This is a genomic window from Brevundimonas balnearis, from assembly GCF_042434805.1.
In the GTDB taxonomy this organism is placed as follows: Bacteria; Pseudomonadota; Alphaproteobacteria; order Caulobacterales; family Caulobacteraceae; genus Brevundimonas; species Brevundimonas balnearis.
In genome coordinates this window covers 153,506-177,693 of record NZ_JBHLSW010000007.1, presented here as the reverse complement: position 1 = coordinate 177,693, position 24,188 = coordinate 153,506, and the positions used below count along the sequence as shown (strand labels likewise).

The following is a 24,188-nucleotide window of genomic DNA, read 5'->3' as shown; positions in this document are numbered from 1 at the left end:
CGTCAGGCTGACGGCGCTCACCCAGGCCTGGACCGCTTTAGGTCTAGGCCTCGTCGCCGGGAGTCCATCCGCCGGCCAGGGCCTTGAACAGCTCGACCTGGTAGGTGGTCACCAGCGCGTCGGAGCCGGCCAGCTGCGCCTCCGCCTGGGCCAGGGTCCGCTCGGCGTCCAAGACCGTCAGGAAGCTGTCGGCGCCCGCGTCGAACCGCTGGCGCGACAGGCGCGCGGCGCGCGCCGCCTGATCCCGCGCCTCGGTCAGGGCCGCACGACGATCCAGTTCGTTGGCGTAGTTGGACAGCGCCGTCTCGGTCTCCTGCAGCGCCACGAGCACCGTCTGGTCGAAGTCCGCGAGCGCGGCTTCCGCCAGGGCGCCCTGCTGGGCGATGCGGGCGCGGGCGGCGAAGATGTTGGGGAACGACCAGTTGATCAGCGGCCCCACGCTGAAGCGGAAGGCCGAGTCCTCGCCCAGGTCGGAGGCGTCGAGCGCTGTCGCGCCGACGGAGCCGCCCAGGCTGATGCTGGGGTAAAGCGCGGCGGTCGCCACGTTGACGCGGGCGGCCTGGGCCGCCAGCGCCCGCTCGGCCTGGCGCACGTCCGGCCGCCGGGCCAGCAGCTGAGCGCCGTCGCCGACCGGGATGGGCCGGGACAGCTGGGGCGGTCGGACGCAGGCGCGCGCGGCCTCGCTGGCCTCCGCCGGTGTCCGGCCGGTCAGCGTCGCCAGACGGAACAGCGCCCCGTCCCGCTGCGCCCGCAGCGGGGGCAGGGTGGCGCGGGTGCTCTCCACAGCGGCGCGGGCCCGCGCCACGTCCAGTCCGTCGCCGGACCCCACGTCCAGCAGGCGCTGGGTCAGTCGCGCGGTGTCCTCCTGGAGCGCGAGGGTGCGTTCGGCGACGGCGATCTGGGCGTTGGCGGAACAGGCGTCGGCATAGGCGCGCGCCGTCTCCGCCGCGACGCTGATCCGCACGACGTCCAGGGCCGCCTCGGCGGCCTCGGCGTCAGCCCGCGCGGCGCGGATCGTCGAGGCGACCCGGCCGAACAGGTCGACCTCGTAGGCGACGTCCAGTCCCACGTCATAGGAGTCCCCATCCTCGAAGGGCTCGCTCAGCCCCTCGGCCGCGGCGGCGGCGCGACCATAGCCGTAGCCGGCCGATGTGGTCGTCGTCGGCAGACGGCCGACGCGCGCCTCCGACAGGGCGGCGCGGACGGCGCGCAGGTTGGCCGCCGCCGCCTCGAGCTGGTTGTTCTCGGCGAAGGCCTCGGCGACCAGGGCGTCCAGCGTCGGGTCGGCGTAGAGCCGCCACCAGTCGTCGCGCGCGCTGGCCGAGGCGTCCACGGCGGCGCTGCTCGAAGATCCCACGAAGGCGCCCGACGCGAGGGAGGGGAGGGTTGCGTCGGGCGCCTCCGGCCCGACCGCGCAGGCGGCCGCGAGTGCGGCCATGAACCCGATTTGGGAACCGGCGGTCAGGAACTTGATCAAGCGGGTCGGGGTCATTGCGCGTCTCCGGCGCGGCGTTGCGGCTGGGCGATCGCGGTCGGCGCCGCCGGGGCGGTTTCGGGCTCGGTGCGGCGCGCCCCGCCGGGGGCGTGAACCACCTGGGGCCCCTTGGGCAGATACCCGGCCAGCTTGCGGCACAGCACATAGAAGACCGGCGTGAAGATCAGGCCGAACAGGGTGACCCCGAGCATGCCGGAGAAGACCGAGATGCCGAGCGAGCGTCGCATCTCCGCGCCTGGACCCGTGGCCAGCGCCAGGGGCACGACGCCGAGGATGAAAGCGATCGACGTCATCAGGATCGGACGCAGGCGCGTGCGGGCGGCGCGCACGGCCGCCGCGAAGCGGTCGAGGCCGTCCTCGTCCTCGGCCTGTTTGGCGAACTCCACGATCAGAATGGCGTTCTTGGCGGCCAGACCGATCAGCACCACGAGCCCGATCTGGACGAGGATGTTGTTGTCCAATCCGGCCAGGTTCACCCCGATCATCGCCGCGAGCACGCACATCGGCACGATCAGAATGACCGCGAGCGGCAGGGTCACGGCCTCGTACTGCGCGGCCAGCACCAGGAAGACGAACAGCACGGCGACGATGAAGACCACGGTGGCCCCGCCCGACGCCTGCTTCTCCTGCAGCGCCAGCTCGGTCCATTCATAGCTGAAGCCGGGCGGCAGGGTGTTCGCCGCCAGGGTCTCCATGTGGTTCAGCGCGTCGCCGGACGCCACGCCGGGCGCGGCCAGGCCCTGAAGTTCGGACGCCGGGAACAGGTTGTAGCGGACCACCCGGGACGGGCCGGAGTCGTTGGTGATCTCCGCCAGGGACCCCACGGGCACCAGGGCCCCCGACTGCGAGCGCACGCGCAGCGCGGCGATGTCGGACGGATCGTCGCGGAACATCGGCTCGGCCTGGGCGGTCACCCGGAAGGTGCGGCCCAGCAGGTTGAAGTCGTTGACGTAGGTCGAGCCGAGATAGGTGCCGAGCGTGGCGTAGACGTCCGACGGCTGGACCCCGAGCATCAGGGCCCGGTCGCGGTCCACGTTCGCCGAAATGCGCGGAGAGCCGGTGTTGTAGGTCGAGAAGACCTGCTGCACCTGGTCCGGCGTCTGGGCCGCGGCGCCCATCATGGCGAAGGTGGCCCCCTCCAGCGCCTTGTAGCCGGCGCCGGAACGGTCCTGGATCATCATCTTGAAGCCGTTGCCGTTGCCCAGCCCCTGAACGGCGGGCGGGGCGATGACGAAGATGTTCGCCTGGTCGATGCCGAAGGTCGCTCCGGTGATCGCCTGGGCCAGGCTGGCGGCCGCCATCTCCTGGCTCTCGCGATCCTCGAAGGGATCCAGACGGACGAACAAGGTGGCGGCGTTCGAGCCGAACGAGAAGCTGGAGCCGTCCAGGCCCGCGAAGCTGACGATGCCGTCGACGCCCTCGGTGCCCGCGATGATGTCGCGCGCCTGGGCCATGATCGCGTCGGTTCGCTCGAGGGACGCGCCCGCGGGCAGCTGGATCACGCCGATCAGGTAGCCCTGATCCTGCTCCGGAATGAACCCGGTCGGCGTGTCGGTGACGCGCCAGGCCGTCAGGCCCAGCAGACCGGCATAGACGATCACGACGATCAGAGAGGTGCGCACCAGCCGGGCGGTCAGGCGGCCGTAGCGGTCCGACATCCAGTCGAAGCCTTCGTTGAAGCGGGCGCCCGCCCAGCCGAGCCAGTAGAGGACGAACCCGAGCGGACCCGGCCGGCGGCGGGTCTCGTGGGCCTTGTGCGGCTTGAGCAGGAGCGCCGCCATGGCCGGCGAGAGCGTCAGCGACACCAGCAGCGAGATCAGCGCCGCCGACGCGATGGTGACCGCGAACTGGCGGTAGAAGATGCCCGGGATGCCCGGCACGAAGGCCGTCGGCACGAACACCGCGGTGAGCACGAGGCCGATGGCGATCAGGGCGCCGGACACCTCCTGCATCGAGCGATAGGCCGCCTCCTTGGGACTCAGCCCCTCGCGGATGTAGCGCTCCACGTTCTCGACCACGACGATGGCGTCATCGACCACGATGCCGACGGCCAGGATCAGGGCGAACAGGGACAGGGAGTTGATCGAATAGCCGAGCGCCAGCTGGATCGCGAAGGTGCCGACCAGCGAGACCGGAATGGCGATGATCGGGATGATCGCCGCGCGCCAGGTCTGCAGGAAGACGATGACGACGAGCACCACCAGCACCACCGCCTCGATCAGGGTGTGCTCCACCGCCTCGACCGAGGCCGCGACGTACTCCGTCGGGTTGTAGGGCACCGTGACGGCGAGGCCCTGGGGCAGGTCGGCGCGGATCGCCTCCAGCTCCTCCTGGACCAGTTCGGCGGTGCCCAGCGCATTGGCGCCGGGTTGCTGCACGATCGCGATGGCCACACCGCGGTCGCCATCGACATAGCCGCGGATGCCGTAGTCCTGGGAGCCGATCTCGACGCGGGCGACGTCGCGCACGCGGGTGACGCGGCCCTGGTCGTCGGTGCGGATGACGATGTCGGCGAACGCCTCGGGGTCTGACAGACGGCCCTGCACCTGCACCGGCAGCTGGAAGGCCGACGCGCCCGTGTCGAACGGCGGCTGGCCCAGGGATCCGGCGGCCGCCTGGATGTTCTGCGATCGCAGGGCGCTGACGATCTCGGTCGCGGTCAGGTCGCGGGCGGCCGCCCGGGTGGGGTCGATCCACACGCGCATCGAATAGTTGCCGCCGCCGAAGACGGTGACCCCGCCCACGCCGTCGATCCGAAGCAGGCGGTCGCGCAGCACCGAGTTGGCGTAGTTGCCGATGTAGTCGATGTCGTAGGTCTGATCCGGCGAGGTGACGGCGGCGATCAGCAGGAAGCCCTGGGACTCCTGCGCCACCACCACGCCGATCTGGCGCACCGCTTCGGGCAGGCGCGGTTCGGCGAGATTGACCCGGTTCTGAACCAGCACCTGGGCGTCATCCAGATCGGTGCCGGGCTGGAAGGTGACGGTGACCGTCGCCACCCCGTCCGAGGTCGAGGACGAGGTCATGTAGAGCATGCCCTCGACCCCGTTGATCTCCTGCTCGATCGGCGCGGAGACGGTCTCGGCCATGGTCTCGGCCGAGGCGCCGGGGAAGGTCGCTGTGACGGTGATCGTCGGCGGAGCGATCTCCGGATACTGCGCCAGCGGCAGCAGCGGATAGGCGAAGGCCCCGACCAGGGTGATGAACACCGAGATCACGATCGCGAAGATCGGCCGATCGATGAAGAAGCGGGAGATGTTCATGCGCGCGCCTGAACTGGGAGGAAGGGCGTAAGGCGGTTCGTGGGGGCGGGTCGGGTCAGTCGCCGGACGGCAGGGCGCCCGCCGGCGTGGCCGTGGCCGCCGGCTGCACGCTGACCGTGGGAGCTTCGCGCTCCTGCGGCGCCGGCGCGATGCGCCCGTTCTGCGGTGTGACCTTCTGGCCGGGCATGGCGCGCTGCTGCCCGCCGATGATGACCCGGTCGGTCGGCGCCAGGCCGGAGCGGATGACCCGCAGCCCCTGGGTGAGCGGACCCAGCTGGACCGGACGCGGCGTGACCGTGCCGTCCTGGGCGACGACATAGACGACCTTACGGGTCTGGTCCGTGGCGACGGCCGTATCCGGGATCAGCAAGGCCGAGTAGGCCTGCGATCCGGCCACCCGCGCGGCGCCGAACATGCCGGGGCGCAGGAAGCCGTTCGGGTTGTTCACGACCGCGCGCAGCCGAATTGCGCCAGACCTGGCGTCCAGCGCGTTGTCCGTGAAGTCGAGGCGTCCGGTCCAGCGATAGTCCGGCTCGTCCTGCAGGCGGATCGTGACCGGCACGGCGCGGCCGTTCGCGCCTTCGCGCTGATACTTCAGCAGCAGCGCCTCGGAGCCCTCGAAGGTGAAGTGGATCGGCGCGTCGGAGACCACCGTCGTCAGCACGTCTCCGGCGGAGGAGCCGCCGGCGATGACGTTGCCCGGATCGACCCGGCGGTCGGACACCCGCCCGGAGACCGGGGCGGTGACGCGGGTGAACTCCAGGTCCAGCCGGCGGGCACGGACCGCGGCCTGGGCCGCGGCGAGGTTGGCCTCGGCGGTCCTCAGCGCGGCGCGGTCGGCGTCGACCTGCGCCTGCGACACGGCCTGGCTGGCCAGCAGGCCTTCGGATCGGGCGAACTGCGCGCGGGCGAGCTCGAGGTTGGCCTCGGCCTGCCCGACCTGCGCCTGCGCCGACGCCAGGGCGGCCTGGGCCGGGCGCGGGTCCAGGGTGAACAGCAGCTGGCCCCGCCGGACGTACTGGCCGTCTCGGAAGTGCACCGCCTGGATATAGCCGCCGACCCGGGCGCGGACGTCGACATTCTGAACCGCCTCGAAGCGTCCGGTGAATTCGTCCCACTCGACGATCTCCTGGCGCAGCGGAACCGCCACCGTGACCGGCGGCGGGCCCGAGGGCGCCTGGGCCTCGGAGCGTTGCGAGCAGCCGTAGAGCGCGCCCATCAAGAGGGCGGAGACGGCGACGATCTTCAGCCTGCGCATGCGGCGCGTTCCCGTGTGTGGAATCCCTGTCGCCCGCTGAGCCGCGTGGCAGGTCAACGGACGTTGACGTAGATGTGCAGTGCGGCGCCGCTTGTCAACAGGCGATGACATGCCCATACAGGCTCTGGGGTTTTCACGGAGGTTACATTGGGTTTCGAAGCGCTGGGCCGTCAGAGGAACGCGGCGGCCACTCGCCAGGCCATTCTGGATGTGGCGACGCTGCGGTTCTCGCGCGAGGGCTACGACGACGTGGGCGTGCGCGACATCGCCGGCGACGTCGGCGTCGATCCGGCCCTGATCTCGCGCTACTTCGGCTCGAAGGAGGACCTTTTCGACGAGGTCATGAACGTCTGCATGGCCGGCTCTGACCTGATGGACGGACCCCGCGAGGACTTCGGCCGCCGGGTCGCTCACGAGATCGTCTACGGCCCCAAGAAGAAGGAGGCCAAGATGACCGGTCTCCTCATCATGCTGCGCTCGATCGGCTCGGCCAAGGCGTCGGAGGTCATTCGGCGCTCGTCCCACCGGTGCTTCTACGGCCCGTTCGCCGAATGGCTCGGCGCCCCTGACGGGGCGGTGCGGGCGCGACTGGCCGGGGGGCTGATGATGGGGGTGAGCATCGGTCGCGAAATCTCGGGCGGGTTCGACCTCAGCAAGGAGGAATGCGAAATCCTGTGCCGTCGTCTGGCCGCCGCGCTACAGGACCTCATCGACCGCTGAGGCGGCCGCTGGGGGATTGAACAGGCGATGGCGGTGTTCACGCCGGTCACGGCCGCGCAGGCTCAAGCGTTCCTTCAGGCCTACGACCTCGGGGCGCTGATCGAGCTCGCCCCCATCGCGGAGGGGGTGGAGAACTCCAACTTCCGTCTCGAGACCGAAGCGGGGCGGCACGTCCTGACGTTGTTCGAGCGACGCACGGACGCCGCGGCCCTGCCGTTCTGCCTGGGGCTGACGGCCCATCTGGCGAAGGCCGGGCGTCCCGCCGCCGAGCCGGTCGCCGACGGCTCGGGGAACTGGATCGGAACGCTCAACGGCCGCCCCGCCGCCATCGTCAAATGGGTCGAGGGCGTATGGCTGCGCGCGCCCGCCGACGCCGATCAGGCCAAGGCGGGAGCCGAGCTGGCGCGACTTCACATCGCGGCCGCAGACTATCCGGGACGCCGCGCCAATCCGGTCGGACCCGATGCGTGTCAGGCGCTGCTGGACCGCTGCCGGACCGTGGCGAAGGGCCACGACGCGGCCATGCTGGACGTGCTGGCGCGCGAGATCGGCGTCTGGCGCGCCTTGCCGGCGGACCTGCCGTCCGGCGCGATCCACGCGGACTACTTCCCGGACAACGTCCTGTTCGACCAGGGCGAGGTGTCGGGCGTCATCGACGTCTACTTCGCCTGCACCGGGGCCTGGGCCTACGACCTCGCGATCGGGCTGGCGGCCTGGGCGTTCAACGCGGACGGGAGTCTGGGACGGAGCGCCTTCGAGGCCTTCCTCAGCGGCTACGAGAGCGTGCGTCCGCTGCGGCCCGACGAGCGAGATCTGTTGCCCGCTCTCGGCCGCGCGGCGGCGACCCGGTTCACCCTGACCCGGCTGCACGACCGGCTGTTCCACGATCCCGAGGCGCTCGTCACGCCGAAGGATCCAGCCCCCTTCTTCCGACGTCTCGAGACCTGGCCGGCCTGATCACAGGACGGCGAGCACGGCCTCCAGCTCGGGCTTCACGCGGGTGAACCGTTCCGGCCGTCCGATCAGCCCCTCCAGCACCCAGGCGGGCGGCGGCTCGCGATGCACGGACTCCTTCACCGCCTCGGGGAATTTGGCCGGGTGCGCGGTGGCCAGCGCCACCACGGGGACGGCCTCCACCCTGCGCGCCGCCGCGAGGGCGACGGCGGTGTGCGGACACACGATCAGGTCGGTCTCCGCCAGCGTGCGCCGCATCTCCTGCGCGGTTTCGGCCTCGCCCACGGACACCGCCGACACCTCATCGCGCAACCGCCGGAGCAGGTCGTCGTCCAGGGTGACCGAGCCGTCGCGCGTGAAGGTCTCGAAGACCGCGCGGGTGCGCTCCGGGTCGCGACCGGCCGCCTCGAACACCAGCCGCTCGAAATTCGACGGCGCCTGCACGTCCATGCTGACGCTCATCGTCGGATTGGCCGCGGCGCGGGCGTAGACGCCGGTCTGAAGCGCCCGCGCGAGCGCATCGTTGCGGTTGACCGCCGCGATCAGCCCGCCGACCGCCGCGCCCATCCTGGCCGCGACCCATCCCGCGAAAGCGTCGCCGAAATTGCCGGTCGGTACGACATAGGTCGCCGGCGCCTCGACACCTCTGCGCCGCAGCGCCTCGGCGGCCACGACATAGTAGGGGACCTGTCCCGCCAGCCGCGCCCAGTTGATCGAATTGACCGAGCTGATCCGCCCGTCGGCCTTGAGCGACTCATGCGCCAGCAGCTGTTTCACCAGCCGCTGGCAGTCGTCGAAATCGCCCTCGACGGCGAGGTTCAGAACGTTGTCGGCGGTCGCCGTGGTCATCTGCCGCCTCTGGATGGGCGAGACCCGGTCCAGCGGATGCAGCACCACCAGGCGGACCCGGTTCATGCCCTCGAACGCCCTCACGGCCGCCGCGCCGGTGTCGCCGCTGGTCGCCACGAACAGGGTCAGCCGCTCGCCCGATCGTTCCAGCGCCGCCTCGGTCAGGCTGGCGGCCACCTGCATGGCCAGGTCCTTGAAGGCGGCGGTCGGCCCGTGGTGCAGCTCCAGCAGGAACAGCCGATCCGACAGGCGCAGAAGCGGCGTCACCTCCGGGGTGTCGAAGCCGGACAGCAGCCGCGAGACGGCGCGGTCGATCGCCGCGGCGGACAGGGCGTCGCCGGCGAAAGCGCCCATCACCTCCCGCGCCACGCGGCCGTAGTCTCCCGACAGCGCCTCCGCCGAAAGGGCGGGCCAGGTCTCCGGCACATAGAGCCCGCCGTCCGGGGCTAGGCCGTTCAGGAGGGCGTCGGTGAAGTCGGCCTCCGGCCGGCCGTCGCGCGTGCTCAGGTAACGCATGGGTGATCCTTAGCGAGACTCGGCCGTTCCGTCATCGGCGATGTCCGCGCGAGCGCGACAGCGCGGCGCTGGCCAACGGCTCGCGAACCGGCGAAGAGGAAGCCTTGGGCACGAGACGATCCTTCCTGATCCGCGCAGGCCTGGTGGCGGCCGGCCTCGGCGGCGCCTGGTGGCTGCGCGAGCACGTCATCTGGCCCGCGCCGGATGTCCGCTTCATGGCGTACGCCGATCCGCCCTGGCTGCGGTTCGCCGATGACCGCGCCCGGGCCCCGATCGTCGCGGCGAGCCTCGCCGGTCGCTCGGTCATGGCCTTGGTGGACTCCGGGGCCCAGTATTCGGTGATCGACCGCGCGCTCGTCGCGGAACTCAACCTCGGCGACACCTTCAGCATCCCCTTTCTGGCCTATGGCGTCGGCGGCGGCTCGCAGGTGGGACGCGGCGTGAGCGTCGATGTGGCGGTCGGCGGGGTCGCGCTGCAAGGGCTGCGCACGGCCATCCTGGACCTCGGTCCCCTGGCGGCCGCCGAGGGGCTGTCGACGCCGCTGATCCTCGGCCAGGACGTGCTGCAGCGCGCCGACCTGTGGCTCGATCTGCCCGGACGGCGGCTGGCCTTCGCGAGCCCCGGCGCGCCCCCGCCGTGGGCGGACCTGCGGCCGGCCGTCGTGCGCCGCCGGGGCGACGCCCTGGTCAGCGACGTCTCGATCGAAGGCGCGGTGACCACGGCCCTGGTGGATACCGGCTCCACGTCCCTTCTGGCGCTGAGCGCCGCGGCGGCGAGCGAGGTCGGCCTGCTGGACGGGCGCGAGGCGCGGGAAGGCTCCAGCCTGGTGCTCGGCGGCATGATCCGCTCGCAGGTGGTGACCGCGCGCACGGTCACCTTCGCCGACGCCCTGTTCCGCGACGTGGAGGTGGCGATCTACCCGGAGGTTGCGGGCGGAGCCTATCCCAACGGCCTGATCGGAATGGGCGCGTTCAGGGGACGCCGGGCTGTGCTGAGGCTCGGGGCCGGCGAACTGCTGGTCAGCCGCGCGATGGACGTCGACCTCGGTTGATCAGCGCGCGGCCTGGTCGGCGATCCAGGCGTCCATGCGCTGGTCCAGCAGGTCGAGCGGCAGCGGCCCGTCCACCAGAAGCGCGTCGTGGAAGTCCCGCACGTTGAAGCGCTCGCCCAGCGCCTGCTCGGCGCGTGAGCGGATGGCGCGCAGGCGGATTTCTCCGACCTTGTAGGCCAGCGCCTGACCGGGCCAGGCGATGTAGCGCTGAAGTTCCGTCTCGATGTTGTGAGGGGCCAGCGCGGAGTTCTCGGCGAAGCAGGCGCGGGCCTGTTCCAGGGTCCAACCCATGGCGTGGATACCCGTGTCCGCCACCAGCCGGCAGGCGCGCCACATCTCATAGGACAGCCGGCCGAAGCGCTCGTACGGGGTGCGGTAGAAGCCCATCTCCTCGCCCAGGAACTCGGCGTAGAGGCCCCAGCCCTCGGTGAAGGCGGTGACGTCCACCGTCCGTCGGAAATAGGGGCCGGCCTCGGCCTCCTGCTGGAGGGCGATCTGCAGGTGGTGGCCGGGCACGGCCTCGTGCAGCGTCAAGGCCGGCAGTTCGTAGAGCGGGCGCTGGTCCAGCCGGCTGGTGTTGACGATATAGCCGCCCGGCACCCCGCTCTCGGGTGACCCAGGGTGATAGCGGCCCGTCGTCGTCACCGCCTCGATCTCCGGGGCGGTCGGGCGCACGTCGTAGGGCAGGCGGGGCAGGGTGCGGAACAGGGCGGGCAGGCCTCCGTCGGCCCGCTTGGCCATCTCGGAGGCCTTCTCCAGCAGGTCCTCGCGGGTCTGGGCGTAGAACTGCGGATCGCTGCGCAGGAAGGCGAGGAAGCCCGGGAAATCGCCGGTCCAGCCGGCGGCCTCCATCTCGGTCTGCATGCGGGCGCGGATGCGGGCCACCTCGGCCAGACCCAGCTGGTGAATCTCGGCCGGGGTCATGTCGGTGGTGGTGAAGCTGCGCGCCTGGAAGGCGTAGAAGGCGTCGCCGCCCGGCCTCTGGCCGATGCCCAGCGTGTCCGGGGCGGCGGGCAGGTACTCGCTCTCGATGAAGCGCAGCATCTCGGCGCGCTTGGCGGCGACCGGACCCGCGACCAGCCGCGACAGCCGATCGCGCAGCGTCGCCTGTTCGGCGGCCGGGATCGACGCGGGCAGTTGGGCGAAGGGCTTGAGCAGCGGGTCGGTCGCGGGCGTGAACGCCACGTCGTTGCGCGCCGCCACCAGGGCGCTCTCCACCACCGAGCGCGGCTGCATGAAGCCGGTCTCGATGCCCCGGCGCGCGGCGATCATCTGCTGGTCGTAAAGAGCCGGAATGGCGTTAACCCGCGCCAGCCACGCCTCGGCGTCTTCCCGGCTCGTGATCCGGGTGGAGCCACCCAGGTAGCCGAACCAGGAGCCGGGCCCCTCATTGTCGAAGGCGAGCCGCCCGCCGTCGAGCGCGATGCGGTCGATGGACCGGACCAGCACCCAGTCCAAAAACGCATGGTTCAGACGGTCGTCGTCGTTCAGGCCTGTGGGGTCGATGGCGGCGAGCCGCGCCCGGAACGCTTCGAGCCGCGGGCGCTGGGCCAGTTCGAACTCGCGCGACACGTCGGGCCAGCGCGCCTTCGCCGTCTGGTCGCCTTCGAAGCCGGCCGAAATGGGGTCGATCTCGCGCAGATAGGCCTCATAGTCGGCGAGGACCGACGCCAGGGCCGGGTTGTCCGCCTGCGCCTCGGCGGCCGCGGGAGCCTGAGCTCCGACATCGGAGGTCGCCGCGTACGACAGGACGAGCGCGCTCGCGCAGGCAAGGATCAATCGCATGGTGCTTCCCCCAACAGCTTCGGCCCGCATGGGGCCGAAGCGAAGAGGGCGGGTCAAGCCTTCAGCGCGTCCCGGATGGCTTGCAGACCGGCCTCGGCCTTCGACCCGTCGGGAGCGCCGCCCTGGGCGAAGTCCGGCTTGCCGCCGGCTCCCTGACCACCCATCGCCAGCACTGCTGTCTTGGCCAGCTCCCTGGCGTCAAACTTCCCGACCAAGTCCGAAGTCACCACGACGGTATTTGCGACTTTGCCATCCGTGACTCCGTTCAGCACAATGATGCCAGACCCGATCTGAACCCTGAAGTCCTCGGCCACGCCGCGCAGGCCTTTGCCGTCGACGCCGTCCAGCACCCGGGCGATCAGCTTGACGCCGTTGATCTCCTCCGGCGCGGCGTTGCCGCCGGAGCCGCCGCCCAGCGCCAGCTGCTTCTTCAGGTCGGCGACCTGTTTTTCCAGGCTGCGGACGTTCGTCGACAGGGCATCGACGCGGGCCGGCACATCGGCGGGCTGCACCTTGAAGCCCTGGGCCAGCTTGCGGGCGATCCCGGCCTGGCCTTCCAGATAGAGCCGCGCGGCCTCGCCGGTCAGGGCCTCCACGCGGCGGATGCCGGCGGCGATGCCGGTCTCGGACACGATCTTGAACAGGGCGATGTCGCCGGTGCGGGCGACGTGGGTGCCGCCGCACAGCTCGACCGAATAAGCCTTGTCGTCGGTCAGCGACTTGCCGAGCGTCAGCACGCGGACCTCGTCGCCGTACTTCTCGCCGAACAGGGCGACGGCGCCGGCCTCGATGGCGGCCTGGGGCGCCATGAGTTTCGTTTCTGCCGGGATGTTCTGGCGGATGACGGCGTTCACCTCGGCCTCAATGCGGGCCAGTTCGTCCTCGGTGACCGGGGCGTTGTGGCTGAAGTCGAAGCGCATGCGCTCGGCGTCGACCAGCTGGCCCTTCTGGGCGACGTGGGGGCCCAGCACGTTCTTCAGCGCCTGGTGCACCAGGTGCGCGGCGGAGTGGTTGGCGCGCGTGGTCCGGCGCTTCTCTGCATCGACCAGCTGGGCGACGCGCGCGCCCATGGTCAGCGTTCCCGACGTGATCTCGGCCGACAGCACGTGCAGGTCGCCCGCCTGTTTCTTGACGTCGATGACCTCGGCCGCGCCGCCGGGCCATTCCAGCGTGCCGTGATCGCCCGCCTGGCCGCCGCTCTCGGCGTAGAAGGGGGTGGAGTCGAACAGGACCTCGACGATGTCGCCGGCGTTGGCGGCGTCGGCCGCCTGGCCGTCCTTCATGATCGCCAGCACCTCGCCCGAGCCGTCGACGGCGTCGTAGCCGGTGAAGACCGTCGGCCCCAGGCGGTCGCGGATCGACAGCCACTCGCCGGCGTTCGCCTGCTGGCCGGAACCCTTCCAGTGCTCGCGCGAACGGGCGCGCTGCTGGGCCATCGCGTCCTGGAAGCCGTCGACGTTGACCGAGAAGCCGCGGCGGCGCGCCTCGTCCTGCGTCAGGTCCAGGGGGAAGCCGTAGGTGTCGTAAAGGGTGAAGGCGGTCTGGCCGTCCAGCATGTCGCCGGGCTTCATGTCCTTCGCCGCATCCTCGAACAGGCTCATGCCCTTGCTGAGGGTGGTGCGGAAGCGAATCTCCTCCTGCTTCAGCGTATCCTCGACGAAGGCCTGGGCGCGCTTCAGCTCGGGATAGGCCTCGCCCATTTCGGAAACGAGCGTCGGCACCAGCCGGTGCATCAGCGGGTCCGAAGCGCCCAGCAGGTGCGCATGGCGCATGGCGCGGCGCATGATCCGGCGCAGCACATAGCCCCGGCCTTCGTTGGACGGCGTCACCCCGTCGGCGATCAGGAAGGACGAGGACCTCAGATGGTCGGCGATGACCCGGTGGCTGGCCGCCATCTCGCCGTTCGGATCGGTCGCGGTGGCCTCGGCCGAGGCGTGGATCAGCGTCTGGAACAGGTCGGTGTCGAACACCGAGTTCTTGCCCTGGAGCACGCTGGCGATGCGTTCCAGCCCCATGCCGGTGTCGACGCTGGGCTTCGGAAGGTTGCGAACGATCTCGTCGTTCTCCTTCTCGAACTGCATGAAGACGTTGTTCCAGATCTCCACGAACCGGTCGCCGTCCTCGTCCGGGCTGCCCGGAGGGCCGCCGGGGACGTGGTCGCCGTAGTCCCAGAAGATCTCGGTGCACGGACCGCACGGGCCGTTGTCGCCCATGGCCCAGAAGTTGTCCGAGCCGGCGATGCGGATGACCTTGTCGTCGGAAAAGCCCGTGACCTTCTTCCAGATCGCGGCGGCCTCGTCGTCGTCGATATAGACAGTGACCAGCAGGCGCTTCGGGTCCAGACCGAAGTCCTTGGTGACCAGCTCCCAGGCGCGCTCGATCGCGTGTTCCTTGAAATAATCCCCGAAGCTGAAGTTCCCCAGCATCTCGAAGAAGGTCAGGTGGCGCGCGGTGTAGCCGACGTTGTCCAGATCGTTGTGCTTGCCGCCGGCGCGGACGCACTTTTGCGAGCTCGTGGCGCGGGGCGCCGGCGGCTTGGCGGCGCCGGTGAAATAGTCCTTGAACGGCACCATGCCGGCGTTGACGAACAGCAGGGTCGGGTCGTTCTGCGGCACCAGGGGCGCGGAGTGGATCTTCTGGTGGCCGTCCCTCTCGAAGAAGTCGAGGAAGGTCGAGCGGATGTCTTTCAGGCTGGCCATGATAGAGGACGCGCGTCGGGAGGAATGGGAAACCGCGCGTCATATAGGCTTTCCGGCCAAAGCGCATCACCTTGGCCGGATTGTCGCCCGGAGCTCAGGGCACGACGCCGGTGACCGGCCCCACGCCCTCCTCGTTCTGCTGAACCGGAAGCTGATCCTCGAGCGCGTCAGCGGCCTCGCCGATGTCGTCGGCCTGACGCTCCAGATCGTCGGGCTTCGGCGTCTCGGCTTGGGGCGCGCCGCCCGTCACGCCTCTCGGTCCTCTTCCTCGAACGCGTCCGCCACGGCGTCGTCGTCGGACAGCAGCGCGTCGAGCGCATCGATGATCGCGTCGATCTGGTCCGGGGTCGCGCTGAGCGCGAGGCTGGAGCCGCCGTCGCCCTCGACCTCGATCAGATAGCCGTCGGGCGTCTCCGACAGGGTGAACTGGCTCAAGGCCTGAATCCGGGTATCCGCCATCATGGGCTCCTGGTTGCCGCCGCTCAACCGGCCATACGGCCAGACGTTCCGTCGCAGCGCGGCCCCCGCGCGCCCGGCGTATGAGGCGCCATGCCCGAGGTCGAGGTGTGGTTCGACGGCGACTGCCCGCTGTGCCGGCGCGAGATCGCCCTGATGCGGCGGCTGGACCGCGTCGGAGCGATCCGCTTCCACGACGTGGCGGCGGGGCAGGGGGCCTGCCCGATCGACCGCGCCCAGCTGCTCGCCCGTTTCCACGCCCGCGAGGACGGGCGTCTCGTGTCCGGCGCCGAGGCCTTCGCCGCCATGTGGCGGGCCATCCCTCTGTTGCGGCCCTTGGGTTTGCTGGCGAGGAACCACGCGGCGCTGGCGGTGATGGAGCGCCTCTATCTGTCGTTCCTGAAGGTGCGCCCCCGGCTGCAGCGGTGGCTGAAGCGGCGAGAGGGAGCACGGGCGTGAGCGATCTCTGGACGCCGACCCGGGCGGGGGGGCTGGAGCGGATGGCGGCGTTTCAGCCGCGCATGGGGCGCGCCTATGCGGCCGGCCGCAACACCGACCGGGGGCCCGGGCGCCAGGACGCCGTCTCGCAGCTGTCGCCGTGGGTGCGTCGGCGTCTGATCACGGAAGAAGAGGTCGCGCGGGCGGCCCTGGACGCGCACGGGCCGCGTCCGGCGGAGAAGTTCGTTCAGGAAGTCATCTGGCGCACCTACTGGAAGGGCTGGCTGGAGCTGCGGCCGGACATTTGGACGCGGTATCTCGCCGAGCGGGACGCGGCGCGGGTCGAGGTCGAGGCGAATGCGGGCCTCGGCCGAGCGCTGGCGGAGGCGACGGAGGGGCGTACCGGCATCGAGGGCTTCGACGACTGGGCCCGGGAGCTGGTCGAGACCGGCTGGCTGCACAATCACGCCCGCATGTGGTTCGCCTCGATCTGGATCTTCACCCTGAAGCTGCCGTGGACTCTGGGCGCGGATTTCTTCCTGAGGCATCTGATGGACGGAGACCCGGCGTCCAACACCCTGTCATGGCGGTGGGTAGGTGGGCTTCAGACGGCGGGGAAGATCTATCTTGCGACGCCCTCAAACATCGATCAGTTCACCGAGGGGCGGTTCCGACCGAGCGGCTTGGCCAAGGCGGCCGAGCCCCTGACGGAGGCCCCGATCCCGGCGGCGCGGGCGCTGCCCCCGGCGGTTGGCCAGACGCCGGACGAGCCGCATCTGCTGCTGATCACACCCGAGGACCTGTCGCCGGAAAGCCTGATCGGGCCGTGGGAGGTGGCGGGCGTGATCCTGGCGCCTGAACCGGGATCCGGGATGGCGGGTGACGCGGCGCGCGCGTTTCTGGCCGGCGCCCTGGACGACGCGGCGGCGCGGGCCGAGGCGCGGTACCGCCAGCCGGCTCGGCGGCTGGAGGCCTTGGAGCCGGAGGCCCTCATGGCGGCGGCCCAGGCCGTCGGGGTGAGGACGATCGTCACGCCCTACGCCCCGGTCGGGCCGACGGCGGAAGCGCTGGCGCGGGCGCGGCCGGTGCTCGCGGGCGAAGGGATCGTTCTGGTTCAGGTTCGCCGGGCCTGGGACGAGGCCCTCTGGCCGCTGGCGACCAGAGGCTTCTTCCCGTTCAAGGAGAAGGCCCCCGCCGCTCTGCGCGCTCTCGGGCTGCCGGCGTAGGCGAGCGTTAAGGTTTACGGCCCATCCTGCGGGCGACGTCCAAAGAGCCGCCATGCCCATCACCGCCGACGCCCTGCACGCCGATCTGGCCGAAGCCTTTCCGGACGCCGACATCCAGATCGAGGATCTGGCCGGCGACGGGGATCACTATCGCGCTCGCGTCATCTCCGCGGCCTTCGCCGGCATGCCCCGGGTGCGCCGTCACCAGGCGGTCTTTGCGGCCCTGAAGGGCAAGATGGGCGGTGATCTGCACGCGCTCGCCCTCACCACCCTGACGCCCGACGAAGCGAACGGAGGCTGACATGCGTTATCGCCCCTTCGGCAGGACCGGCGCGGCCATCTCGAGCCTGACGGTCAAGCTCGGCGCGTCCACGATCATGCGGGGGCCGGACTACACCCGGCAGCTCATCTTCCAGGCCCTCGAAGGGGGCGTGAACGCCTACGTGCTCGAAAGCGCGGACCCGGTGCTGGCTGAGGTCGTCGGCGACGCGCTCTCGGTCGTGGAGCGGGAGCTGGTGTCCGTCACCCTGACGCTCGGGGCCGGCGACGGGCGCCGCGGCTCGGAGCGTGACTTCTCGCCCGAGGGCCTGACCCACGCCATCGATCGGGTGCTGCACGTGTCCGGCCTGGGCTGGGTGGATGTGGCCTTGCTGGACCAGCCGGGCGAGGATGAGCTGCCGCAGATGGCCCTTCAGGCGCTCAAGGTCCAACGCTCCTCGGGCCGCGCCAAGATGCTGGGCGTCACCGGCGACGGACCGGTGATGGACGCCTATGTGTCCACTGGGGCGTTCGACGTCCTGATCACGCCCTACCACGTGAACTCCTCCTGGCAGGTGCGCGCGCGCATGCGCGAGGCGCGCGATCGCGACATGGCGGTCCTGGCCGTCGGCTTCTATCCCGAGGCGATCTCCCGCCGGGGACGGCCCAGCCCGGTCGTGGAGCCGCCCAAGCGGGGGTTCTTCGGCTTCGGCGCCGGACGGCCCGAGGCGCCGACGGAACAGCGGCCGGCCGATTCCTTCGCTTTCCTGCACCATATCCAAGGGTGGACGGCGGAGCAGCTCTGCCTGGCCTTCACCCTGACCGATCCTGCGGTGGCGTCCGCCGTCGTCGATATCGACACCTCGGACCGGCTGATGGCGCTGATCGACACGCCGGAGCGCGACCTGCCGGCGGGGCTCGCGGCCCAGATCGAGATGGCGCGCGTCCGCTCCGCCGCGGCCTGATGTTCGCTCACGCCCTCGCTTGACCCGGGCCTGTCGGGCGCCTAGGTGCGCCTCGAACCGAAAGGGCCCGCCCGTGACCGACACCGCCGCCGACAATCCCGCTCACGCCTTCATCGCCCAGACCGTGGCCGAGCACCCGGTGGTGCTGTTCATGAAGGGCGTGCCGGACCAGCCGCGCTGCGGCTTCTCCTCGCTGGCGGTGCAGATCCTCGACCACCTCGGCGCGCCGTTCGTCGGCGTGGACGTGCTTCAGGACGACACCCTGCGCGAGGGCATCAAGGCCTTCAGCGACTGGCCGACCATTCCGCAGCTCTACGTGAAGGGCGAGTTCGTCGGCGGCTCGGACATCATGCGCGAGATGTTCCAGTCGGGCGAGCTTCAGACCCTCATGGCCGAGAAGGGCGTGGCGCTCGGCGACGTGGACGCCTGATGGGCCGCAAGGCGCTGGAGCCGCGGGCCGATCGTGAAATCTTCGTCGTGCCGCTGACGGTCCAGCCGGAGCACATCGACGACAACGGGCACGTGAACAACGTGGTCTACGTCGGCTGGCTGCAGGAAGCCGGGACCGCGCACTGGAACGCCCGCTTCGACCTGGCGACGCGGACCCGATGGTCCTGGGTCGCGCTGCGCCATGAGGTCGATTACCTGCGCGGGATCGGGCCCGAGGCGACCGGCGTGGTCGCCCGCACCTGGGTCGGTGACCCCGACGGCCCTCGCTTCAACCGCTATGTCCGCATCGAGGACGGCGAGGGGCGGCTTTGCGCCCAGGGCGTCTCGGAATGGTGCCTGGTCGACGCGCGGACGCTGAGACCGGCCCGTATTCCGGCGGACATGCTGCCGAAGTTTCAGCGGGCCTGAACCCGGTCACAGATCGAGCCTGTGGACCTGGGCTCCGATGGCGAAGACGGACGTCCCGGTCTCGTCGCGGACGACGCGCACCTTGTTGACCGCCGGACCGAAGCCGGCAGCGGTCCAGGTCCGGCCGCCGTCCCGCGTCTCGAACCCGCCGGGGACGGCGCCGACGTAGCCATGGTCAGGGTCGACGAAGCCGATGCCGAACGCGCGGACGCGGGCGTCGTCGATCAGCGGAATCTCGGTCCAGGTCAGCCCCCCGTCCGTCGTCTTCGCGACATATCGCGCGCTGGCGGCGGCGTCGGGATTGTAGCTCTGGACGGTGACGTAGCCGATCTCGGGCGTCGGGAAGCTGGCCTTCCAGGTCAGCTCCCACGGACGCGTGCCCTCATGGACGGTGGCCCAGGTGCGCCCTGCGTCGGCGGTGCGCAGGATCCGCGCGCGGGACCGGCTGACGTCGCCGTCGGTGGCGCCGCAGATGGAGCCGACCTGGTCCGAGACGAACAGCACGTCCAGGATCATCGCGGTGTGGGCGGACATGTCCTCCGACGTCCAGGTCTCGCCGAGGTCCCGCGACGTCGCGAGGAAGGCCGGCGTGCCGACACGACCGCCGGCCCTGAGCGTCACCCGATGATCCAGAACGCCGGCGTTGATGAACGGCTGGCGGTGCACGTCGATGGCGCAGACACCCTTCACCGCCGGGCCCTCGATGGCGACGGGCTCCCAGCTCAGCCCGCCGTCGCGGGTGCGATACAGCGGCGTGGCGTCGGTCACGCCCGGGAAGTAGTCGGGCCCGATGTTGCCGAGGAATCCGAGCTGGGCGTCGACGAACCCCAGCGCGCGCGCGAAGGTTCCGGGCCGATCCAGCACCTGGGTCCAGCTGTCGCCGCCGTCCTCGGTGCGGAACAGCTTGCCCTGTCCGTTGCCGTACCACCCGTGTCGCCGGTCGACGAAGGCGATGTCGTCCTGCTTGCCCCGATAGGGTTCGGTCGGCAGCTGGGTCCAGCCCGTCGACTGGGTCCGGGCCCGGGCGCCGGCGGGCGCCGCCAGCGTCGCGCCGCCGGCGATGATGAAGTCGCGTCGATCCATGTCGGGGTCCTCCAGCCGAGGGGCTTATGGAAAGCACGCTTTACATAAAACGCAAGTGAAGCTTGCCTCATGGGCACGAAAAAGGGCCCCGGATCGCTCCGGGGCCCTTCGTCACTCTCGCCGTAGCGTCGTTTACGAGGCGTAATATTCGACGACCAGGTTCGGCTCCATCTTCACCGGATACGGCACGTCGGCCAGTTCCGGCGCGCGGACGAAGCGGACCGAGAAGCCGCGGTCGCCCAGCTCGAGGTAATCCGGCACGTCACGCTCCGACGACTGCTGGGCTTCGAGCACCAGCGCCATGCTGCGGGACTTTTCCTTCACCGAGATCACGTCGTCGGCCCTCACGCGGTAGGAGGCGATGTTCACCTTCTTGCCGTTCACCAGGATGTGGCCGTGGTTCACGAACTGGCGCGCGGCCCAGACGGTCGGCACGAACTTGGCGCGATAGACCACCGCGTCCAGGCGCGCCTCGAGCAGCGAGATCAGATTCTCCGAGGTGTTGCCCTTGCGGCGCGCGGCCTCGGCGTAGGTGCGCGAGAACTGCTTCTCGGTGATGTTGCCGTAGTAGCCCTTCAGCTTCTGCTTGGCCTTCAGCTGCAGGCCGAAGTCGGAAACCTTGGACTTGCGGCGCTGACCGTGCTGGCCGGGGCCGTAGCTGCGCTTGTTGACCGGGGACTTGGACCGGCCCCACAGGTTTTCACCCATGGCGCGGTCGATCTTGTACTTGGCGCTGTGGCGCTTCGACATGTCGTTCTCTTCAACTCGATGCGGCCCGGCATTCCCGGTATTGGGAAAGCGATCTCAACGGCGGTCCACGCATCATCCGTGTCAAAACCCGCGCACGACCGGGGCCGGCGCGAGAAAGCGGGCCTTATGGCGGCCCGCCCCCGGCAGGTCAAGTCCGGCTCAGGACTCCGGCGACCAGGCGAAGCCGTCGCCCTGACGCTGAATACGGCCCAGGCCCGGGAAGGGGAAGTGCACCGCATAGACCCGCAGGTTCTCGTCCGCCGCGCGCGCCAGAACGGCCTGCCGGCTGGCCTCGGCGACCGCTTCGTCGCCGTCGAAGGCGATGGTCCAGGTCGGGCGCTGAACCGAAATGACATGGTGGTGCACCATGTCGCCGACGTAGAGCAGCCGCTCGCCGCCGGACGCGATCAGATAGCCGGTGTGGCCGGGGGTGTGGCCGTCGATCGTGTAGGCCGTGATGGACGGTGTCACCTGTGCGCCGGGCTGGAAGGTCTCAACCTTCGGCGAGATGGCGGCGACCAGCTGGGCCAGCTGGGCATCGGCTTGGATCGCGGTCCACTCCGCCGCCGCCAGGCGGATGGTGGCGTTGGGGAAGGTCAGGGCCCCCGAGCCGTCGACCAGACCCGCGACGTGATCGCCGTGGCCATGCGAGATCAGGACGTCGGTGATCTGGCCCGGCTCCACCCCCGCGGCCGCCAGCGAGGCGCCGAGCTTGCCCGCGTTGGCGCCCATGCTGGCTCCACCGCCCGCGTCGATCAGCACCACGCGCTCGCCGTCGCGCACCAGCAGAGGCTGGATCGACAGGTCGAAGCTGTCCCCGGGCAGGCCCGCCGCAGTCAGAACCGCCGCCACCTCCTCCGGGGTGCGGTCCACGGCCAGCACGGTGTTGTCGTTCGGTACGCCCGTCATGCCGCCGTCGCGAAGCGCCGCCAGCTGAAGCTCGCCGACCGTGAACGAATGCACGTCCGCGCTTTCGGCGATGGCCGTGGCCGCTTCGGTGGTCTCGGCCTCCGGCGCGGGCGAGCAGGCGGCCAGCACGGCGCCCAGCGCGGCGGCGGCGAGCGCCAGTTTGAAGTGCAGCATGATCGGTGAGCCTCCCTGTGCGGACCTTCGCCGGGGAGACATAGGCGAGGTCTCTCGCGAAGCTAGGCCGCGACGCCAGATTTCGTCGCGGCCCCGCTCCGGGTCGTCGGCGTCAGGCCGTGGCGGCGGCGTAGAGCGCGTTGACCTTGTTCCAGTTCACCACCGACCAGAAGGCCTTCAGGTAGTCGGCACGGCGGTTCTGGTACTTCAGATAGTAGGCGTGTTCCCAGACATCGGCGCCCAGCACGACGGCGCCCTTTTCGTCCGCCACGTCCATCAGGGGATTGTCCTGGTTCGGGGTCGAGGTGACCTTCAGCTTGCCGTCCTGGACGATCAGCCAGGCCCAGCCCGAGCCGAACTGGCCGGCGCCGGCGGCGTTGAAGGCCTCCTTGAACTTGTCCATGCCGCCCAGGTCGCGGTCGATCGCGGCGGCGAGTTCCGCCGACGGCGCGCCGGTCTGGCCCTCGGGCGCCAGCAGCTCCCAGAACAGGGCATGGTTCCAGTGGCCGCCGCCGTTGTTGCGTACCGCCTTGGGCAGGCCGGAGATCGAGGCGAACAGCTCTTCCAGCGACTTGCCCTGCAGGTTCGCGTCGGCATCCACCGCCTTGTTCAGGTTGTCGACGTAGGTCTGGTGGTGCTTGTCGTGGTGGAAGGTCATCGTCTCCTTGTCGATGGCCGGCTCCAGCGCGTCATAGGCGTAGGGCAGGGGCGGCAGGGTGAAGGCCATGGGGAGACTCCTGTTCTGGATGGCTGGGTCCGCCTCAGATAGGCGCATCCGGCTTGAAGCCAACCCGCGCCAAACCGTTCCCGATCAACGCAGCCGCTCTGCGTGAAACGTCAGATGGTGGTCGACGAAACTGGCCATGAAGAAATAGCTGTGGTCGTAGCCCGGTTGCATCCGCAGAGTCAGCTTTTGGCCCGCCGCCTCCGCCGCCTCGACCAAAAGATGCGGCTTGAGCTGTTCCGCAAGGAAGCCGTCCGCGTCCCCCTGATCGACGAGGATGTCGTCGAAGCGACCCTTCGCCGCGCCGGCCTGGATCAGCAGCGCGGCGTCGTGCCGCGCCCAACGGCTGCGGTCGGAACCCAGATAGGCGCCCAGCGCCTTCTCGCCCCAAGGGCAGCGAGTCGGCGAACTGATCGGCGCGAAAGCCGAGACGGACCGGAAGAGCTCCGGGTGGTTCAGCGCCAGGGTCAGCGCCCCGTGCCCGCCCATGGAGTGGCCGAAGATGGCGCGCGTCCCGGTGGTCGGAAACGCCCCGTCGATGAGGGGGATCAGCTCCTCGACGACGTAGCTCTCCATTCGGAAATGCGGGGCCCAGGGGGCTTCGGTCGCATCGACGTAGAAGCCGGCGCCCTGGCCCAGGTCATAGGCGGGATCGTTCGCCACGCCCTCCCCGCGTGGCGAGGTGTCCGGCGCGACGACGATCAGCCCCAACTCCGCCGCCCGGCGATAGGCGCCGGCCTTGGTGGTGAAGTTGTCCTCTGTGCAGGTCAGGCCCGACAACCAGATGACGAGGGGGAAAGGGCCTTCCCCCGGCGGCGTGAAGACCGACAGCGTCATGGGCGTGCCGGTCACGGCGCTGTGGTGCTTCAGATAGCGGAGCGTGCCGCCATGGACGGCGTGATGCTTGACGATTTCCATGGCCGTTCCCCTACCGGTCGGGACGGTCCGACGTCCACATCAGGATCATTGGACGCCTCCGGCTCGCTGGCTATGCTGCAGTGTGGACGAGGGGGCGTGGATGCTGGGCGATCTGCCGGGTGACGTGCAATCGAACCTGATCGCGGGGGCGATCACGGCCGTCTTCATGGCGGCGCTTCAGTTCGGACGTCGGCAGTTCTGGGAGCTGGGCCGCTATCGCCGCCTCTGGCGGCCGATGAGCGCCGACGACGTGGCCGTCGTCACCTCCACGACGATCCGGGACCAGCAGCCGGGACACGTGCGCTTCGCCACGGGGGCCGGTCAGGTGAAAGCGCTGAGCTATCTCAATCGCGCCTTCTACAAAGCCTTTCCGAACCGGGCGATGGATCAGGTCTTCATGTCCGAGGAGGTCACGGACGCGGCTCGCTGCAAGCATCTCATCGTGGTCGGCGGGCCCCACACCAACGCCTTGACCGCCCGCATTCTCAAGGAACACGCAGCGATCCTGAAGCTGAGCATCGGCGAGAAGAACGCGATCGTCGTCGATGGCGAAAGGTTCGAGCCTGAGATCATCGACGGCAAGCTGGCCCGCGACGTCGGGGTGATCGTCGCCTGTCCGAACCCCTTCAAGGCCGGCAAGAGGGCCATCGTTTTCTTCGGCTCCCACACGTTCGGCACCGAGGGCGCCGCGCTCTTCTTCTCGGAGAACCACGGTTTCAGGAAGCCCTTCGACCAGATGCACTTCCTGGTCGTGACGCGTTCGCTGCTCGGCGACTACAGCGTCACGGAGAACGAGGTCGTGCTGGCGAGGGCGTTGACCTTTCCGGGCTCCTGAAGC

The 24,188-nt window shown here is 70.1% G+C and carries 23 protein-coding genes; 10 read left to right on the top strand and 13 right to left on the bottom strand.

Annotated features, from left to right (window positions below):
- Nucleotides 1–43 precede the first annotated feature (43 nt).
- Genes ACFFGE_RS10615 through ACFFGE_RS10605 form a run of 3 tightly spaced genes read right to left on the bottom strand, consistent with a single transcriptional unit; the run spans nucleotide 44 to nucleotide 6,016 of the window.
- Nucleotides 44–1,438, bottom strand: a complete 1,395-nt coding sequence (locus ACFFGE_RS10615) for an efflux transporter outer membrane subunit (RefSeq protein WP_376836358.1) — start codon at nucleotides 1,436–1,438, stop codon at nucleotides 44–46.
- Nucleotides 1,439–1,488: 50 nt separating this feature from the next.
- Nucleotides 1,489–4,758, bottom strand: coding sequence for an efflux RND transporter permease subunit (locus ACFFGE_RS10610; RefSeq protein WP_376836357.1), 3,270 nt, complete (start codon nucleotides 4,756–4,758; stop codon nucleotides 1,489–1,491).
- Between the two features lie 55 nt (nucleotides 4,759–4,813).
- Nucleotides 4,814–6,016, bottom strand: a complete 1,203-nt coding sequence (locus tag ACFFGE_RS10605) for an efflux RND transporter periplasmic adaptor subunit (protein ID WP_376836355.1) — start codon at nucleotides 6,014–6,016, stop codon at nucleotides 4,814–4,816.
- A gap of 147 nt (nucleotides 6,017–6,163) precedes the next feature.
- On the opposite strand from ACFFGE_RS10605, the gene ACFFGE_RS10600 reads away from it, so the two are divergent.
- Nucleotides 6,164–6,736 carry a TetR/AcrR family transcriptional regulator gene (locus ACFFGE_RS10600; RefSeq protein WP_376836353.1) on the top strand — a complete coding sequence of 191 codons (573 nt, stop codon included), beginning with the start codon at nucleotides 6,164–6,166 and terminating at the stop codon, nucleotides 6,734–6,736.
- Nucleotides 6,737–6,763: 27 nt separating this feature from the next.
- Nucleotides 6,764–7,693 (top strand): homoserine kinase, encoded by a 930-nt coding sequence (thrB, locus tag ACFFGE_RS10595; protein ID WP_376836351.1) that lies wholly within the window; start codon nucleotides 6,764–6,766, stop codon nucleotides 7,691–7,693.
- Here thrB and thrC read toward each other — a convergent pair whose 3' ends face one another.
- The gene (gene thrC / locus ACFFGE_RS10590; RefSeq protein ID WP_376836350.1) at nucleotides 7,694–9,055 is read right to left on the bottom strand and encodes a threonine synthase; all 1,362 of its coding nucleotides are present in this window, start codon (nucleotides 9,053–9,055) and stop codon (nucleotides 7,694–7,696) included.
- Between the two features lie 104 nt (nucleotides 9,056–9,159).
- On the opposite strand from thrC, the gene ACFFGE_RS10585 reads away from it, so the two are divergent.
- Nucleotides 9,160–10,107, top strand: a complete 948-nt coding sequence (locus ACFFGE_RS10585) for an aspartyl protease family protein (RefSeq protein WP_376836349.1) — start codon at nucleotides 9,160–9,162, stop codon at nucleotides 10,105–10,107.
- Here the strand turns inward: ACFFGE_RS10585 and ACFFGE_RS10580 are convergent, their stop codons facing one another.
- From ACFFGE_RS10580 to ACFFGE_RS10565, 4 genes are all read right to left on the bottom strand, one after another.
- Complete coding sequence (locus tag ACFFGE_RS10580) at nucleotides 10,108–11,892, bottom strand: DUF885 domain-containing protein (RefSeq protein ID WP_376836348.1); 1,785 nt, start codon at nucleotides 11,890–11,892, stop codon at nucleotides 10,108–10,110.
- A gap of 53 nt (nucleotides 11,893–11,945) precedes the next feature.
- Nucleotides 11,946–14,591: an alanine--tRNA ligase gene (gene alaS / locus ACFFGE_RS10575; protein WP_376836347.1), complete on the bottom strand. Its 2,646-nt coding sequence runs from the start codon at nucleotides 14,589–14,591 to the stop codon at nucleotides 11,946–11,948.
- 94 nt (nucleotides 14,592–14,685) lie between these two features.
- Nucleotides 14,686–14,841 (bottom strand): hypothetical protein, encoded by a 156-nt coding sequence (locus ACFFGE_RS10570; RefSeq protein ID WP_376836346.1) that lies wholly within the window; start codon nucleotides 14,839–14,841, stop codon nucleotides 14,686–14,688.
- On the bottom strand, nucleotides 14,838–15,050 hold the full coding sequence (locus tag ACFFGE_RS10565) for a hypothetical protein (RefSeq protein ID WP_376836344.1): 213 nt from the start codon (nucleotides 15,048–15,050) through the stop codon (nucleotides 14,838–14,840). The genes ACFFGE_RS10570 and ACFFGE_RS10565 overlap by 4 nt, the downstream gene beginning before the upstream one ends.
- A gap of 90 nt (nucleotides 15,051–15,140) precedes the next feature.
- Between ACFFGE_RS10565 and ACFFGE_RS10560 the strand changes: the two genes are divergently transcribed.
- The 6 genes from ACFFGE_RS10560 (at nucleotide 15,141) to ACFFGE_RS10535 (ending at nucleotide 18,792) form a co-directional block, all read left to right on the top strand.
- Nucleotides 15,141–15,506, top strand: a complete 366-nt coding sequence (locus tag ACFFGE_RS10560; protein ID WP_376836343.1) for a thiol-disulfide oxidoreductase DCC family protein — start codon at nucleotides 15,141–15,143, stop codon at nucleotides 15,504–15,506.
- Entirely contained in the window at nucleotides 15,503–16,711 is a 1,209-nt protein-coding gene (locus tag ACFFGE_RS10555) for an FAD-binding domain-containing protein (RefSeq protein WP_376836341.1), read from the top strand. Before ACFFGE_RS10560 ends, ACFFGE_RS10555 begins: the two co-directional genes overlap by 4 nt.
- A gap of 52 nt (nucleotides 16,712–16,763) precedes the next feature.
- The gene (locus ACFFGE_RS10550) at nucleotides 16,764–17,012 is read left to right on the top strand and encodes a BolA family protein (RefSeq protein ID WP_376836340.1); all 249 of its coding nucleotides are present in this window, start codon (nucleotides 16,764–16,766) and stop codon (nucleotides 17,010–17,012) included.
- 1 nt (nucleotide 17,013) lies between these two features.
- Complete coding sequence (locus ACFFGE_RS10545) at nucleotides 17,014–17,934, top strand: aldo/keto reductase (protein WP_376836339.1); 921 nt, start codon at nucleotides 17,014–17,016, stop codon at nucleotides 17,932–17,934.
- Nucleotides 17,935–18,007: 73 nt separating this feature from the next.
- Nucleotides 18,008–18,364, top strand: coding sequence for a Grx4 family monothiol glutaredoxin (gene grxD / locus ACFFGE_RS10540; RefSeq protein ID WP_376836338.1), 357 nt, complete (start codon nucleotides 18,008–18,010; stop codon nucleotides 18,362–18,364).
- The gene (locus tag ACFFGE_RS10535; RefSeq protein WP_376836336.1) at nucleotides 18,364–18,792 is read left to right on the top strand and encodes an acyl-CoA thioesterase; all 429 of its coding nucleotides are present in this window, start codon (nucleotides 18,364–18,366) and stop codon (nucleotides 18,790–18,792) included. The genes grxD and ACFFGE_RS10535 overlap by 1 nt, the downstream gene beginning before the upstream one ends.
- 6 nt (nucleotides 18,793–18,798) lie before the next feature.
- Here the strand turns inward: ACFFGE_RS10535 and ACFFGE_RS10530 are convergent, their stop codons facing one another.
- From ACFFGE_RS10530 to fghA, 5 genes are all read right to left on the bottom strand, one after another.
- The gene (locus ACFFGE_RS10530; RefSeq protein WP_376836335.1) at nucleotides 18,799–19,875 is read right to left on the bottom strand and encodes a WD40/YVTN/BNR-like repeat-containing protein; all 1,077 of its coding nucleotides are present in this window, start codon (nucleotides 19,873–19,875) and stop codon (nucleotides 18,799–18,801) included.
- 132 nt (nucleotides 19,876–20,007) lie between these two features.
- A complete protein-coding gene (rpsD, locus tag ACFFGE_RS10525) occupies nucleotides 20,008–20,625 on the bottom strand; it encodes a 30S ribosomal protein S4 (protein ID WP_376836334.1) in 618 nt (205 codons plus the stop codon).
- Between the two features lie 159 nt (nucleotides 20,626–20,784).
- Complete coding sequence (locus ACFFGE_RS10520; protein WP_376836333.1) at nucleotides 20,785–21,708, bottom strand: MBL fold metallo-hydrolase; 924 nt, start codon at nucleotides 21,706–21,708, stop codon at nucleotides 20,785–20,787.
- A gap of 112 nt (nucleotides 21,709–21,820) precedes the next feature.
- Nucleotides 21,821–22,435, bottom strand: a complete 615-nt coding sequence (locus ACFFGE_RS10515) for a superoxide dismutase (protein WP_376836332.1) — start codon at nucleotides 22,433–22,435, stop codon at nucleotides 21,821–21,823.
- 84 nt (nucleotides 22,436–22,519) lie between these two features.
- Nucleotides 22,520–23,350 carry an S-formylglutathione hydrolase gene (gene fghA, locus ACFFGE_RS10510; RefSeq protein ID WP_376836331.1) on the bottom strand — a complete coding sequence of 277 codons (831 nt, stop codon included), beginning with the start codon at nucleotides 23,348–23,350 and terminating at the stop codon, nucleotides 22,520–22,522.
- A 100-nt stretch (nucleotides 23,351–23,450) separates the two neighbouring features.
- Here fghA and ACFFGE_RS10505 point away from each other — a divergent pair, with 100 nt between their 5' ends.
- Nucleotides 23,451–24,185 carry a hypothetical protein gene (locus ACFFGE_RS10505; protein WP_376836330.1) on the top strand — a complete coding sequence of 245 codons (735 nt, stop codon included), beginning with the start codon at nucleotides 23,451–23,453 and terminating at the stop codon, nucleotides 24,183–24,185.
- Nucleotides 24,186–24,188 lie beyond the last annotated feature (3 nt).

Coding starts and splice junctions, on each gene's coding strand:
- ACFFGE_RS10615 (WP_376836358.1), bottom strand. CDS start 1,438: ATGGCCGCACTCGCGGCCGCCTGCGCGGTCGGGCCGGAGGCGCCCGAC.
- ACFFGE_RS10520 (WP_376836333.1), bottom strand. CDS start 21,708: ATGCTGCACTTCAAACTGGCGCTCGCCGCCGCCGCGCTGGGCGCCGTG.
- fghA (WP_376836331.1), bottom strand. CDS start 23,350: ATGGAAATCGTCAAGCATCACGCCGTCCATGGCGGCACGCTCCGCTAT.
- thrC (WP_376836350.1), bottom strand. CDS start 9,055: ATGCGTTACCTGAGCACGCGCGACGGCCGGCCGGAGGCCGACTTCACC.
- ACFFGE_RS10605 (WP_376836355.1), bottom strand. CDS start 6,016: ATGCGCAGGCTGAAGATCGTCGCCGTCTCCGCCCTCTTGATGGGCGCG.
- rpsD (WP_376836334.1), bottom strand. CDS start 20,625: ATGTCGAAGCGCCACAGCGCCAAGTACAAGATCGACCGCGCCATGGGT.
- ACFFGE_RS10545 (WP_376836339.1), top strand. CDS start 17,014: ATGCGTTATCGCCCCTTCGGCAGGACCGGCGCGGCCATCTCGAGCCTG.
- ACFFGE_RS10610 (WP_376836357.1), bottom strand. CDS start 4,758: ATGAACATCTCCCGCTTCTTCATCGATCGGCCGATCTTCGCGATCGTG.
- ACFFGE_RS10535 (WP_376836336.1), top strand. CDS start 18,364: ATGGGCCGCAAGGCGCTGGAGCCGCGGGCCGATCGTGAAATCTTCGTC.
- ACFFGE_RS10560 (WP_376836343.1), top strand. CDS start 15,141: ATGCCCGAGGTCGAGGTGTGGTTCGACGGCGACTGCCCGCTGTGCCGG.
- ACFFGE_RS10565 (WP_376836344.1), bottom strand. CDS start 15,050: ATGGCGGATACCCGGATTCAGGCCTTGAGCCAGTTCACCCTGTCGGAG.
- ACFFGE_RS10505 (WP_376836330.1), top strand. CDS start 23,451: ATGCTGGGCGATCTGCCGGGTGACGTGCAATCGAACCTGATCGCGGGG.
- ACFFGE_RS10515 (WP_376836332.1), bottom strand. CDS start 22,435: ATGGCCTTCACCCTGCCGCCCCTGCCCTACGCCTATGACGCGCTGGAG.
- ACFFGE_RS10530 (WP_376836335.1), bottom strand. CDS start 19,875: ATGGATCGACGCGACTTCATCATCGCCGGCGGCGCGACGCTGGCGGCG.
- thrB (WP_376836351.1), top strand. CDS start 6,764: ATGGCGGTGTTCACGCCGGTCACGGCCGCGCAGGCTCAAGCGTTCCTT.
- ACFFGE_RS10580 (WP_376836348.1), bottom strand. CDS start 11,892: ATGCGATTGATCCTTGCCTGCGCGAGCGCGCTCGTCCTGTCGTACGCG.
- ACFFGE_RS10550 (WP_376836340.1), top strand. CDS start 16,764: ATGCCCATCACCGCCGACGCCCTGCACGCCGATCTGGCCGAAGCCTTT.
- alaS (WP_376836347.1), bottom strand. CDS start 14,591: ATGGCCAGCCTGAAAGACATCCGCTCGACCTTCCTCGACTTCTTCGAG.